Genomic DNA, 13,693 nt, shown 5'->3' with positions numbered 1-13,693 from the left:
GCCACCCATGGGCACCCAGCAGGAGAAGGACGAGCTGTACGCGCTCGACATCAGCGGTGTGGAGTGGGAAGGGCCGCCCGGGACCAGCCCGGACGAGGAGCGCGTGGAGATCGCGCGGCTCCCCGACGGTGCGGTGGCGATGCGGTCCTCGCTGGACCGGGAGACGGTGCTGCGCTACACGGCCGCCGAGTGGGAGGCCTTCGTACTCGGCGCCAGGGACGGTGAGTTCGACCTGGACCGCCACGAGCCCTGAGGGGCGGCAGGAGACGCCGAAGGGGCGCGCCCGTAGCGGGCGCGCCCCTTCGGCGTTTCGGGACCCGGGGCCCGGGTCCGCTGCCGGGCTCAGTAGGCCTCGGTGAAGAGGGTCGAGGCCCGCTTGTCGGTGGCGCGGTAGTCGTCCTTGCCGCGCTCGATGAGCTTGGCGACCTTCTCCAGCTCCGCGTGCATGGTGTCGGCCTTGGCCTTGTACTTCTTCTGGAGGTTGACGTACTCCTGGTGCGCCTCACCGTCCCAGGTGTCCGTGACGACCTTCACGGCCTGCTCCATCTCGGCCAGGTCCTTGAGGATGTTCCCGGAGACGACCCGGATGCGGTCCGCCATCTGCTGAACGGTCTCGTACCGGACCCGGGTCCCGTCGTTCGCCGTCATGTTCTTCTCCTTCTCGCTACGGCCGAATGGAAAGGGGGGCGCTGATCAGATGCCGTCGAGGCCCGAGCGGGCACCGCCGCCGGACGTCGGCTGGACGGCGTTCTTGAACGCGGCCCGCACCTCCTCGTCCTGCGCGTTGCTGAGGTTCTTGGTCTGCGCCACGGCGTTGTGCAGGACGCCGAGCAGCCGGCGGATCTCGTCGTGGCTGTCGTTGAGCGTCGTCTGGGCCGTGATGAAGCCCGAAGCGCCCACACCGGTCCAGCCGGCGCTCACGGTGGCGATGATGTCGGCAAGCTCGCGGGCCTGCTTGGAGACGGCGGTTCCCGTCTCCTGGATCTTGTTCTTCGCCTTGACGACCGGGTCGTCCGCAAGTCCGAAGGTGTTCGTGCTCATCGAAGCTCCTCACTTCTCAATTCGCCGGCAGAACCGGCGGATTGCGCAGCGGGGCGGGCGTGCCTGGCGCGGATGTGTGCCACGCGCTCCGGGCCGTCCCCCTCCGCTTCACGCGATCCCCCGATCACACTCGTGAAGCCTGGTGTCACTCTAGTCAGTTCATGAAGCAGTCCCAACACCGGTGGGCCGCTTCCGTAGACGAACTGTGACTGTTCACTGCAAACGACGTCGGCGGCTCCGCGCATCCCGGACGACCGTGGCCGTTCCCGCGATGACGGCGATCAGGACGGCGCCGATGCCGAGAGCGTACGTGCCGTAGCGCTCCTGTCGTTCCTGGGCCGTCTCGGTGAGCTGGAGGGGCGCGGCCTGCGGTGCCGTCGCCGGGGGCGGACCCGGGTCCGGGACGGGGGCCTTCGGGGCCTGCTGGTCCTGGCTGATGGCGCGGACCGGGTCGACGACACCCCAACCGACGTAGTCGTCGCGGCCGTTGACGGCGCGCTCGGCCGTGTTCTGGATCTGCCAGACGATCTGCTGCGCGGACCAGTCCCCGTGCTCGGCGCGCAGCAGGGCCGCGAGCCCGGCGACGTAGGGCGCGGAGAAGCTGGTGCCGTTGTCGATGCACTGGCCGAAGCCCGGGACGGTGGAGACCATGTCCACGCCGGGCGCCGCCACTCCGATGAAGTCGCCCGGCTGGGAGAAGGCGGCCCGTTCGTTGTTGCGGTCGGAGGCGCCGACGGCCAGGACGCCGGGGAAGGCGGCCGGATAGGTCTTGCGCTTCTGGCCGCTCATGCCGTCGTTGCCCGCCGAGGCCACGACCACGATGTTGGCGGCGACGGCCTTCTGGACGGACTTGCCGAGCTCGGAGTCCGCGGACAGCTGGACGTCGGTGTCCTGCGAGATGTTGATGACCTGGGCGCCCTTGGCGACCGCGTGGTCGATCGCCTGGCTCAGGGAGAGGGCGTTGCCCTTGCCCTGCCCGTCGTTCTGCCGGATGGGGATCAGGGTGGCGTCCGGGGCCAGGCCGACGAAGCCGGTGCCCTCCTGGGGGCGGGCCGCGATCAGCCCGGCGACCTTGGTGCCGTGCCCGACGGTGTCGGTCGTGCCGTCGCCGCCCTTGGGGTCGACGAAGTCCTTGCCCGCGCCGACGTCGAGGGCGCCGCTGAGCTGCGGGTTCGCCCGGTCCACGCCGGTGTCGATGACGGCTACCCGGACGCTCGCGCCGTTCTTGTCCTTGCCCTTGGTCTGCGCCCACAGCTCGTCGAGCAGGAGGCGCTGGAGGGCCCAGGGGCGGTCCGCGATCTGCTTCTTCATGGGGAAGGTGCACTCCCCCGCGCCGTCGAGGCGCAGGGCGTACGGGGGGTGCTGCGCGGCGGTCGCGGCCGTGGCGCCGGCGGCGGTCAGCGTGAGGGCGAAGGCGGCGGCGAGGAGCGCGCGCCGGGCGTCGCGGTACGGGGGCATCGGCGGTTTCCTCACGAACCCTGGGGCTGACGGGCGGAGTTGGTGTCCAGCCGGGGGCCCTTGGAGAGGAACTCCGACCAGGCGATGGGCACCATGGCCGGGGCGACACCGCCGTAGCCGAGCCTGACCTGCGCCTGGCTGGCCTCGGGGCGGCCGTCCCCGCCCGCCTTGGACTGGTCGGGGGCGCCGATCTCGGACTGCTCGCTGTCGCTGTCGCCGTTGGCCTGGACGGCGTACCGCAGGCCGGTGTCGGTGACCAGGAAGAGGGAGCCGCCGGCCGTGGTCTGCTTGCCCTGGACCTGGGTGTAGAGCAGGCCGGAGCCCGGGGTGACGTACGCGCTGGTGCCGCTGGCGGTGATGTCGACGGGGTAGCCGGTGCCGGCCCACGTGCTCAGCGTCTGGTTGCCCTGGCCGTCGACCGAGCGCAGGACGTTGCAGACGGTGTCGCGGTTGTTGGAGCCGCTCGCCGGGGTGCCTGCGGGCGGTGTCGTCTGGTTGATCCGCTCGGTCTTCCTCTGCGGCCACTTGACGCCGCCGGCGAACGGGGTGGCGTCCGGGGCGAGCGACTGGAGGTCGACTTCGCGGGCCTTGCCGTGCATGTTGAGGCCGTCGGTCGCGGGCGCCGAGATCAGCAGCCAGGCGACGAAGTCGGAGACCGGCGCGACCTTGCCGGGAAGGACCACGTAGTGCTGCGTGCCGGAGCCGGTCTGGGCCTTGAGCACCATGCCGACCTTGTTGTCGGCGGTGGCCAGGCCCTTGACGTCGGCGTTGGCGCCGGCCTTGCCGGGGATCGCCGGGAACGCCAGGTCGTCGCCGGAGTTGAGGGTCCCCAGCCATTCCGGGCCGACCTGCTGCGCGGTGGCTCCGGTGCCGACCAGCGCGTTGGTCATGGTCCCGGCGGCCGGTGTGCCCTCGGGGAACTTGTACTTGGTGCCGGTCGCGTCGACCAGGTAGCGCTCCTTGCCCGGCCCGGTGCTCTCCACGTACAGCGCCTGGGTGTCGGTGAGCCTGCGGGCGTCGTCCGTCACGGACGCCTCGCGGTCCGCGAGGACGAAGGTGGCGGTCTGCACGCCTCGGCCGTTGCCGCCCGGCTGCTGGCAGACGGCCCAGCGCTTGGCCTTGGCCGCCTCGGCCTTGGAAGGGAGCCGGTCGGGGGCGTACGGGATGCCGATGATGGGGCCGCGCGGCGGCTTGCCCGCGTCGAGGACCTTGTCCTCGACCTGTACGACCTTGAACTTCTGCGGGTCCAGCAGCAGTCGGGCGGAGGCGAGGTTCAACACCGGGTGCAGGCGCGTCTGGTCCTTGCCGCCCACCTTCGTCGTCAGGACCACGTAGCGGGTCGTGGAGTCCTTGCCGACGATGACCTTCGTGCCGGGCTCGTCCCAGCCCTTGGGGGCGGTGGGCTTGAACATGCCCCAGGCACCGAACCCGGCGAGCACGAGGGCTCCGACGACCACCCCCGGGAGGACCGCGCGCAGCGGGCGCGGGGCACCCTCCTCGGTACCCGTGGCGGAGGGCTGGAGGAACGCGGCCACCGTCCGCCGCTTCGCAAAGGTGTACGCGTTGAGCTCATCACGTCGTGATGCCATGACCGTCTGCTTCTCCCCGCACGGCCCGGCCGGTGAGTACGGTCCCCGGGCCTCGATTGTCGGACCGGGCACCTACTATGCCTCTTGACGGACGGTATGCAGGGGCCGGGTAGGGTGGGGCAGCCGCTCAGCGCCTTCCACACCGGGGTAATCAGGGCTTGTTGGGGTGGATTGGGGAGATTCCGGGGTCCCGCGACGGGAGTCGCGCAGCGCCGGAACTCATGAGGTCTGGCCCTGGAGAGGGGAAGTGCGCGAGTGATGGCCACGGCGACGGAGCCGCAGACCGGCGCGCCCGCACCCGCCCGCGGCGGGGTGACGCCGCACCCGAAGTCGAGCCCCGGCCGCTTCGGTCCGTTCCGACTGCAACAACTCGTAATGCTCCAGGTCGCGGCGGCCGGGCTGCTCGTGGCATGGGTGGTCGAGCCGCTGCTCCTGGTGCCCGTCGGCGCGCTCGCGCTCGTCCTGGTGGTCCTCGCGGTCGTACGCCGGCACCAGCGTTCCCTGCCGGAGTGGATCGGCAGCGCGCTCTCGTTGCGCGCGCGGCGCCGCCGGGCCGCGTCCTTCGCCGTGCCCGCGGGCACGGAACCGGGTCTCGCCCCGCTGGTCGAGGCCGATCCGGCCCTGCGCACCCTGACCTTCAGCGACCGCGACCGGCGTCCGGTCGGAATGGTCGGCGACGGCACCTTCCTGACCGCGGTGGTCCAGGTGGACACGGACGCCACCGCGCTGCGCCCCGACCGGGCGGCGCGGCCGCTGCCGCTCGGCGTCGTACGGGACATCCTCGAAGTGGACGGCATCCGGCTGGAGTCCGCGCAGCTGGTGCAGCACACGCAGCCCGCGCCGGCCCCGCACCTGCCGGAACGGTCGATGGCCACGCGCAACTACGCGCCGCTGCAGGCCCGTACGGGCACGCCGGCGGTGCGGCTGACCTGGATCGCCCTCAAGCTGGACCCGGAGCTGTGCCCCGAGGCGGTCACCGCCCGCGGCGGCGGGCTGGCGGGCGCGCAGCGGTGCGTGGTGCGCGCGGCGGACCAGCTGGCGAGCCGGCTCGCCGGCGCCGGATTCACGGCCACCGTGCTGACCGAGCAGGAGCTGACGGCGGCGCTGGCCACGTCCTCGTGCGCGAACCCGATGGCGATCACCCAGGCCGGCCGGTCGGCCAGCACCGGGCGGCGCACCGAGGAGACCTCCCGGACCTGGCGCTGCGACGACCGCCGGCACACGACGTACTGGATAGGCCGCTGGCCGCAGCTGGGCGGCGGCGGGGCCGCGGCGCTGCCGCAGTTCGTGGCGCTGCTGACCTCCCTGCCCGCCCTCGCGACGACCTTCAGCCTGACGATGGCCCCGGCGGAGCGGCAGGGCGTGACCCTGACCGGACACGTACGGGTGACGGGCCGCAGCGACGAGGAACTGGTCGCGGCACGGCGGGAGTTGGAGAGGACGGCGCGGGGCGTGAAGACCGGGCTGGTCCGGCTCGACCGCGAACAGGTGCCGGGGCTGCTGGCTTCGCTGCCGCTGGGAGGCGCGCGATGAGGGGCGGTTTCGGGCTGGTCGGCCCGCGGCGGGAGCGGCACGTGGTGCCCGCGGCGGACCTGGACGCGCTGGCGGTGCCCGTCGGGGACGACGGGGTCGTCATCGGCGTGGACGCCGAGGGACGGTCTGCGGTGCTCGGCATCAACCGGCCGACGCCGTACGAGGTGACGCTGATCGGCGGCCTGTGGACGGCGCAGGTGCTGGCGCTGCGCGCGGCGGCGACGGGTGCGCGGGTGGCGGTGGAGACCGGGCGCGGGCAGGTGTGGTCCGGGCTGGCCCAGGCGGCGGGCGGCGGGCAGCAGTGCGTGACCCTGCACGAGGTGGGACGGATCCCGCCGCAGGGCGCGTCCGCGGGCAGCCCGGTCCTGGTGATCCGCGACTGCGGCATGCGGCCGCCGCGCGGTCGCGTGGTGGCCGGGCCGTGGCAGTCGGTGCTGACCCTGCTGCCGTATCTGAGCCCGACGGCACCGCGCCTGCTCCAGCAGGCGTCGCTGGTGGGCGTGCAGCGGGTGTCCCCGGACGAGGCGGAGCAGATCGGCCGCCTGATGCGGCTGCCGCGTCAGGCCGTGGCCTCCCTGCCGACCCTGGGCGACGGAGTGACCCTGTGGTGCACCCCGCGGGACCGGCAGTTCGTGATGACCCAGGGGACCGAGGCGGAGACCGGCCTGCTGGGCGCGGCGCGCCGCATCGACTGACGCGCCGCGCGCCCTCCCCGTGGAACGGGACGCGGCGGACAGGGGCGACGCGCCCCGATTAGGCTGGACGTCGGCGCGGCGTGGGTGGGCGCCGGAGCAGTGTTCGACAGACCAGGAGGACCAGTGAGCGGCGATCGGAACGAGAGGCGCGGCGGGACGTGGGACGTCCCGACGGACGATCAGTCCGACGCGGAGCCCGAGATGACGGGCGAGTTCACCATCGACTACACACCACCGGCCTGGTACACGCAGAGTGCGTCCCCGGCCGCGGCCGCGCAGGTGCCGGGGCTGCCCGAGGGGAGCGGCTTCGAGCCGCACCGCCCGACGGACCTGGACTCCCCTTCGACGATGCGGATCGCCCCGCCGGCGCCGCGGACCCCGTCCGACGGTGCGGGTACGGCCCCGCCGTTCCCGCTCGCGGCCACGGCCGACCCGGCCCTTCCGGCCCCGGCCCCGGCACCTGAGCCGCCGTACGCGACACCGGTCCCGGTTCCGGCTCCCGAGCCGATCGCGGCCCCCGAGCTGCCGTACGCGGCCGCCGCTCCGACCCCGGATCCGGCTCCGGCCCCGGCCCCGGCTGACGCATCCGTGTACGCGCCCCAGGAGCCGATCGCGGCCCCCGAGCTGCCGTACGCGGCCGCCGCTCCGGCTCCGGCTCCGGCTGACGAGCCGCCGTACGCCGCTCCCGAGCCGATCGCGGCCCCGGAGCCGCCGTACGCGGCCGCTCTTCCTTCCCCGGCTCCGGCTCCGGTCGAGCCCGCTCCCGCGGTGCCCGAGGCCGCGGCTCCGGCTCCCGCGGTGCCCGAGGCCGCGGCTCCGGCTCCGGCTCCGGCTCCCGAGCCGCCGTACTCCGCTCCGGCTGCGGCCGAGGCGGCCCCCGCGCTGACCGAGGCCGCGGAGCCCGCCCCGTTCGACGCCGTTCCTCCGGCACCCGAAGCCCCGGCGCCGTTCGCGTCCCCGGCCCCGGCCCCGGCTCCGGCTCCGGCTCCGGCTCCGGCCGAGGAGGCGGCCCCGGAACCGGCCGACGCCGTACCCGCTCCGGTGCAGCCGGTGGCTCCGGCTCCGCAGGAGAGCCCGTTCGGCGGGCCTCCCGGTGAACTGCCTCCGCCGCCGCCCGCGTTCGCAAACCAGGGCTACGGCTTCCCGCCGCCCGCCCCCGCCCCGCAGCAGCCCCAGCCGCAGCCGCAGTACGACCCCCGCGCCGCCGGTCAGTGGCCCGCGGGCCCCGGTCAGCAGCCTGCGCAGCCGCAGCCGCCCCAGCCGCAGCCCCAGCCCCACGACCCCCGGTACGCGGCCGCGCCCACCGGCGGTGGGGCGCCGCTCGGCTACACCGCCGCCGTCGAGCTGTCCTCGGACCGGCTGCTGCGCAACAAGCAGAAGCCCAAGAGCAACAACAACGGCGCCGGCGGCGGCCTCTTCCGCTTCGGCGGCAAAGCGGCCGAGGCCGAACGCCGCCGCAAGCTGGAGCTGATCCGCACCCCGGTCATGTCCTGCTACCGCATCGCCGTCATCAGCCTCAAGGGCGGCGTCGGCAAGACCACGACCACCACCGCGCTCGGCGCCACCCTCGCCACCGAGCGCCAGGACAAGATCCTGGCCATCGACGCGAACCCGGACGCCGGCACCCTCGGCCGCCGTGTCCGCCGCGAGACCGGCGCGACGATCCGGGACCTGGTCCAGGCGATCCCGTACCTGAACTCGTATATGGACATCCGCCGGTTCACCTCGCAGGCGCCCTCCGGTCTGGAGATCATCGCCAACGACGTGGACCCCGCGGTCTCCACGACCTTCAACGACGAGGACTACCGCCGCGTCATCGAGACGCTGGGCCGCCAGTACCCGATCATCCTCACCGACTCGGGCACGGGTCTGCTCTACTCCGCCATGCGCGGCGTCCTGGACCTGGCCGATCAGCTGATCATCATCTCGACCCCGTCCGTGGACGGCGCCAGCAGCGCCAGCACCACCCTCGACTGGCTCTCCGCCCACGGCTACGCGGACCTCGTCTCCCGCTCCCTCACCGTCATCTCGGGGGTCCGCGAGACAGCCAAGATGATCAAGATCGAGGACATCGTGCAGCACTTCGAGACCCGCTGCCGCGGTGTCGTCGTGGTGCCCTTCGACGAGCACCTCGCAGCCGGCGCGGAAGTCGACCTCGACATGATGCGGCCCAAGACCCGAGAGGCGTACTTCAACCTCTCCGCCCTCGTGGCCGAGGACTTCCTGCGGGCCCAGCAGCAGGCCCCGCAGAACCACTGGGGAGCACCGCAGCAGCCCCACCAGCCCCAACCACACCCCCAACAGCCGCAGCACCACCAGCCGCAGCCGCCGCCCCAGCCGCAGCCGCAGCCCTACGGCCAGCCGCAGGGCCAGCCCCCGTACCAGCAGCCGCCGCAGCAGCCGGGACCCTACGGGCAGCCCTACCCCCAGCCCGGCCAGCCGTGGCAGCAGCCCCCGGCCGCACCGCCCCAGCAGCCCCCGCAGCCGCCGCGCGATCCGCGTCTCGGCTGACGGCCGCCGCGCCGAGCACAACGGGCGAGGGCCCGTACCACCCGGGGATCCGATCCGGATCCGGGGCGGTACGGGCCCTCGCCCGTACTCGCGTCAGCGCCTCGCGTCGTACGTGTCGGTCAGCACCCGGGCCCGCTTCACGTCGTCCGCGATCGCCTCCAGCAGCCCGTCCAGCGACTCGAACTTCGCCATCCCGCGCACGTACGCGAGGAAGTCGACGGCCACGTGCTTCCCGTACAGGTCCAGCCCGAGCCGGTCGATCGCGTACGCCTCCACCGTCCGCTCGGTCGCGTCGAACTGCACGTTCGTCCCCACCGAGATCGCCGCGGGCATCCGTTCGCCGTCCGCCGTCAGCCAGCCCGCGTAGACCCCGTCCGCCGGGATCGCCGTGTGCGGCTGCGTCTCGACGTTCGCCGTCGGGTAGCCGAGCTCACGCCCGCGCTGTGCTCCGCGCACCACCACGCCCTCGACCCGGTGCGGGCGTCCCAGGACCTCGGCGGCGCCGTCCATGTCGCCCTCGGCGACCAGCCGGCGCGCCAGCGTCGAGGAGAACGGCACGCCGCCGCCCGCCGTGCCGCGCTCCACCAGGTCCACGACCTCGACCTGGTAGTCGTACGTGGAGCCCAGCTCGCGCAGGAAGTCGACGTTCCCCGCGGCCCGGTGGCCGAAGCGGAAGTTCGGGCCCTCGATGACGGCCCGGGCGTGCAGCTTGTCGACGAGCACCTTCACGATGAAGTCGGCCGGGGACAGCTGCGAGAACTCGGCGGTGAACGGCAGGATCAGCAGCGCGTCCACGCCCAGTCCGGCCATCAGCTCGGCGCGCCGGTCGTACGGGGCCAGGATCGGCGGGTGGCTGCCGGGGCGGACGACCTCGCTCGGGTGCGGGTCGAAGGTGACGACGACGGAGGGGACGCCGAGCTCGCGCGCCATGGCCACGGCCCGGCCGATGATCAGCTGATGTCCCCGGTGCACGCCGTCGTAGGAGCCGATGGTGACGACGCTGCGTCCCCAGTCCTGGGGGATGTCCTCCAAGCCACGCCAGCGCTGCACTGTGACCGCTCCTCGCCCGAACCCGCTTGGTCCTTGAACTGATTGCCGATTGCAGGTCTAAGACTGCCATGCCGGGGGCCGGTGCCACGCATCGGCGTCCGGGCCGGACGGGCCCGCCGGGCCGCCGTCGCGGATCTTCACGTCACATCCGCCGCGGCCCTGCTGAGGGTCTCCACCGTCCGCCGGGCGCTCGGCCCCAGCAGGGCCGCGGCCTCGGTGACCGACTGCGCCAGCCAGCGGGCCACCAGCGCGCCGAAGGCCGGCCGGGCCCGGGCCAGCTCCACCGTGCGCCGCTCGAAGACCGCCGGACCGCCGGGGGCCCGCAGCAGCTGCCGCCCGGTGCGGCGCAGCAGCTCCCGGGTCCGGTCCTCCGGGCGCGCCGAGGCCCCTGCCGCGACGGCCCCGAGGAAGGCGTCCAGCACCCGCGGGTCGCTCTCCTCGCGCAGCAGCACCTCGGCCAGATCGCCGCGCAGCGCGTGCGAGGGCTCCCCGCCCGGCGCGCCCAGTACCGCGGCGAGCTCGGCCCGCACCCCGGCCGGCGCGGTCCGCAGCAGGTCCAGCACCAGCGGGCGCAGGGCGGGAACCGCGGCGGGCCCCTGCTCGAGCCGCCGGTCGACGAAGGCGGCGGCGTGCGGCGCGTCCCCGGGGGTGCGCGCGAGGTGCTCCCGTACGAGCTCGGCCGCGCGCCGGGCCAGCCCCGGCGTGGTCAGCGCGGCCAGGGCGCGAAGCACCTCCCCGTCGGCGCGGGCGCGCAGCGCGGCGAACACCGCGTCCTGGTCCGGGAGTACGGGCAGGGCCGCGACCAGCGCGGCGGCGGGCAGCCGCGAGCCGGGATCGGGATCGGCGAAGGACGCGAGGGCGTCGGGGAGGTAGCGGGCGCGCACCTGCGGGTCGCGCAGCAGCACGGCCAGGGCGCTGCCGTGCAGGGTGACGTCGGCGGGCCGGGCGAGCAGCGCCCGGGCCGCGCGGCGCAGCAGCTCCCGGTCGGCGGCGGTGCGAACGTGCGGGGCGGTGGCGAGGCCGTAGGCGGCGGCCGCGACCCGGCGCCCGGGCCGTTCGTCGTGGGCCCAGCGGTCCACGGCACGGCACAGGGCGGAGGGCTCCTCCTCGGCGAGTACGGCGAGCAGCTCGTCGGCGCGGGGGTGCGCGGCGCCGACGAGCGCCTCGGTGAGGTCGTCCGGGGCGAGGCGGCGGTGGGTGTGCAGCAGGGCCTGCGCCGCGGTGGCGACCGTGGCCCCGGGGCGGCCGCGCAGCCGGCGGCCGTCGCCGAACCAGGCGCAGAGCAGCGGCTGCGCACGCCGGGGGTCCCGGGCCAGCCGGCGGGCCACGGCATCGAGGTAGCGGTCGCCGGGGACCGCCTCGGCGGGGTCGGCGGGCAGCAGGCGGCGCAGCAGGTCGAGGCGGTCGGGCTCGGCCAGCCGGAGCCCGTTCCAGAACCAGCCGCCGAACTCCCCCGGGCCGACCCGGGACACGTGCTCGGCGAGGGCGTGCAGGACGGGGAGCTGGGGGTGCGCGTCGGGGAGGCGGAGCAGGGTCTCGCGCAACAACCGGGCGGCCCACCAGACGCGGTCGGCGCCGGCGCAGGCCTCCGCGTCCGCGGGGGCCTCGGCGAAGCCGTTCAGCGCGTGGACGAGCCGGGTGAGTTCCTCGCGCAGCCGGTCCGGGGCGAGTCTGCGCAGGGCTTCCAGGACGGGCCCGATCCGGTGCCGGGGCACGGGCGGCCCGGGCCGGGCCGGGCCGTGGACGAGGACGCCGAGGGCCGGCGGGACGTCGAGGTGGCCGGCCTGGATCCAGTCGGACAGCTCCTCGTGGGCGAAGCGGTAGCCGGACCCGGTGGGCACCAGCAGCCCCTCGGTGAGGACGGCGGAGGCCCAGCCGGTGCGCCACGGGAAGAGCTCCTCGAAGGAGGCCCGGTCCAGCTGCCCCTGCCCGGGCCCCAGGCAGCGCCGGGCGGCCTCGTGCACCCGGCCGGCGACGCGGGCGGCGAGCCGCCTGACGCCGGGGCCGTGCACGGGGGCGCCTCCGGCCCCTGGGGATGCGGCGGCGATGCGGACTGCGGTGCGCAGGCACAGCAGGTCCAGGTGGGCGGCGAAGACCTCGTCGCGGCCGGGGCGGCCGGCGGTGACTCCGGCGGCGCGGATCCCGGCGAGGAGGTGCAGGGTGAGCGGGTGCCGGGCGTCGGCCTCGCGGACGGCGTCGGCCGGGATGCCGAGGCGGGCACGGACGGTCTCGGCCTCGGCGGCGGTGAGGTCCGCGAGCGGCAGGGCGGGCGGCAGCCGGCGGGCCGCCGGGCCGGGATGTGCAGCGCCCCCGGCCGGTGGAGGGCGCCGGCCCGCTCCCAGTACTCGGGCCGGGCGGCGACGACCAGCCGGGCCCCGGTCGCGAGCATCCACGCCGCGGTGGCTTCGGTCCAGGGCCCCAGGCGGTGGGCGAGCGCCGACGGCATCTCCTCGGGGGCGTCCAGGACGACGAGGAGGGGGCGTCCGGCGCGGGCGGCGAGGAGGGCGAGGTCCGTTGCCGCTCCGGCCGTTACCGCTCCGGCCGATACCGCTCCGGCCGTTTCCGCTCCCGCGGGGGCGGCGGCCTGCCCGGCGGCGGCTCCGAGGGGGTCCGTCCCACCGGGGTCCGTTGCGCCGGGGTCCGTTCCGCCGGGGCCGGGCGCTCGCCGGGGCGTCTCCTCGGGCGCCGAACGGTTCTCGGGGTCGGCAGGTACGGCGGCGGTACGTTCGGCGCCCTGCGGGGATCGCCCCGGCACACACCCGACCCCGCCGGAACCGGTGCCCGGGCCGCTGCCCGACGGCACGCCTCCGGTCCCGGCGGAACCGTCGGTGCCCGGCACGTCTGCGGCCCGGCCGGCGAGGCCACCGGCCTCGACGGTTCGGGCCGCCTCCGTCAGGGCTCGGGTGGCCGCGTCGGCGAGGGAGGTGTCGGTGGCGTGCAGGTCGGCGCCGCGCAGCCAGAGGGTCGGGGCGGGGTGGGCTCCGCGTGCCCGGCGCAGGGTCAGGGCCCTCAGTTCCGTCGTGCGGCCGGTGCCCGGGTTGCCCACGAGGCCGAGCACCGGGCGGTCGCCTGCCGTGAAGGCGTCCAGTTCGGCGGCGACGGCTGGCCGTTCCACCGGCTCGAACGGCCCGGTCGCGCCCACGGTGGTCGCGGCCAGTTCCAGCGCCCCGGCGAGGTTCAGGTCTGCGCCCCGGCCCGGCACGGTCGCGGCGTTGCGTTCGAGCAGCGCCGCGAGGGGGCCCCGCGGATCGGTGTCGGCGGCCGCCCGCAGCGCCACCGCGAAGCCGCCGGAGCGGTGCTCCGTGCGCAGGGCGGTGCCCAGTACGGCGAGCACCGCCCCGGTGGTGGCGTCGAGGACCGGCCCTCCGCAGGCTTCGCCGCCCTGGGCGAGGGCGTCGCGTCCGTCGGTGCCGATCGCCAGCTCCACCGCGGGTACCCATTGCGGCCGGCCGGCCGCCGGGTAGGCCGCCTGCGCGCTCCCCAGTACCCGCGCCTGCCGCCAGCCCCGCGCGGGCAGTCGTACGTAGGTGCCCGGGTCGATCGCCCCGCGCTGCGCCACCGGCAGCGGCCGTACCCCGAGCCCGTCCGTGCGGACGAGGGCCAGCGCCAGATGGGGCAGGGCGGTCACGTCGGCCGCCTCGGCGAGCCAGGTGCGCCCGGGGCCGTGCAGCAGCACCCGGGTCAGGCCGTCGACGGCCTCGTGACTGGTGACGACCGTTCCGCGGTCGTCCGCGACGAACCCGCTGCCGCGCTCCCGCCCGGCCGGATCGCAGATTTTGACGAGTTCCGCCATGGCCGCACCACTCCCCCGCAACG

The 13,693-nt window shown here is 75.2% G+C and carries 9 protein-coding genes and 1 pseudogene; 4 read left to right on the top strand and 6 right to left on the bottom strand.

From position 1 onward, the window contains the following. Nucleotides 1-7 precede the first annotated feature (7 nt). On the top strand, nt 8-253 hold the full coding sequence (locus IG86_RS0118870) for a DUF397 domain-containing protein (protein WP_030651192.1): 246 nt from the start codon (nt 8-10) through the stop codon (nt 251-253). An 89-nt stretch (nt 254-342) separates the two neighbouring features. Here IG86_RS0118870 and IG86_RS0118865 read toward each other — a convergent pair whose 3' ends face one another. The 4 genes from IG86_RS0118865 to eccB all read right to left on the bottom strand — a co-directional run bounded on the left by IG86_RS0118865 (nt 343) and on the right by eccB (nt 4,088). After that, nucleotides 343-648 carry a WXG100 family type VII secretion target gene (locus IG86_RS0118865; protein WP_030651188.1) on the bottom strand — a complete coding sequence of 102 codons (306 nt, stop codon included), beginning with the start codon at nt 646-648 and terminating at the stop codon, nt 343-345. A gap of 45 nt (nt 649-693) precedes the next feature. Further along, a complete protein-coding gene (locus tag IG86_RS0118860) occupies nt 694-1,041 on the bottom strand; it encodes a hypothetical protein (RefSeq protein ID WP_030823960.1) in 348 nt (115 codons plus the stop codon). Between the two features lie 213 nt (nt 1,042-1,254). Then, the gene (gene mycP / locus IG86_RS0118855) at nt 1,255-2,499 is read right to left on the bottom strand and encodes a type VII secretion-associated serine protease mycosin (RefSeq protein ID WP_030823957.1); all 1,245 of its coding nucleotides are present in this window, start codon (nt 2,497-2,499) and stop codon (nt 1,255-1,257) included. An 11-nt stretch (nt 2,500-2,510) separates the two neighbouring features. Beyond that, nucleotides 2,511-4,088, bottom strand: coding sequence for a type VII secretion protein EccB (gene eccB, locus IG86_RS0118850; RefSeq protein WP_030823954.1), 1,578 nt, complete (start codon nt 4,086-4,088; stop codon nt 2,511-2,513). Nucleotides 4,089-4,346: 258 nt separating this feature from the next. Here eccB and eccE point away from each other — a divergent pair, with 258 nt between their 5' ends. From eccE to IG86_RS0118835, 3 genes are all read left to right on the top strand, one after another. Next, nucleotides 4,347-5,621, top strand: coding sequence for a type VII secretion protein EccE (eccE, locus tag IG86_RS0118845; RefSeq protein ID WP_030898153.1), 1,275 nt, complete (start codon nt 4,347-4,349; stop codon nt 5,619-5,621). Further along, on the top strand, nt 5,618-6,316 hold the full coding sequence (locus tag IG86_RS0118840) for a hypothetical protein (RefSeq protein WP_030823948.1): 699 nt from the start codon (nt 5,618-5,620) through the stop codon (nt 6,314-6,316). Before eccE ends, IG86_RS0118840 begins: the two co-directional genes overlap by 4 nt. A 123-nt stretch (nt 6,317-6,439) precedes the next feature. Next, nucleotides 6,440-8,827: an SCO5717 family growth-regulating ATPase gene (locus IG86_RS0118835; protein WP_030898150.1), complete on the top strand. Its 2,388-nt coding sequence runs from the start codon at nt 6,440-6,442 to the stop codon at nt 8,825-8,827. A 93-nt stretch (nt 8,828-8,920) separates the two neighbouring features. Here IG86_RS0118835 and IG86_RS0118830 read toward each other — a convergent pair whose 3' ends face one another. Beyond that, the gene (locus IG86_RS0118830) at nt 8,921-9,877 is read right to left on the bottom strand and encodes a bifunctional riboflavin kinase/FAD synthetase (RefSeq protein WP_078905955.1); all 957 of its coding nucleotides are present in this window, start codon (nt 9,875-9,877) and stop codon (nt 8,921-8,923) included. 137 nt (nt 9,878-10,014) lie between these two features. Beyond that, nucleotides 10,015-13,670: pseudogene (locus tag IG86_RS41310) on the bottom strand (hypothetical protein); the annotation flags it as partial. Nucleotides 13,671-13,693 lie beyond the last annotated feature (23 nt).

Source organism: Streptomyces virginiae, assembly GCF_000720455.1.
In the GTDB taxonomy this organism is placed as follows: Bacteria; Actinomycetota; Actinomycetes; order Streptomycetales; family Streptomycetaceae; genus Streptomyces; species Streptomyces virginiae.
Note: the sequence above shows the minus strand (reverse complement) of the source record. Positions and strands in the feature narration are given on the sequence as shown.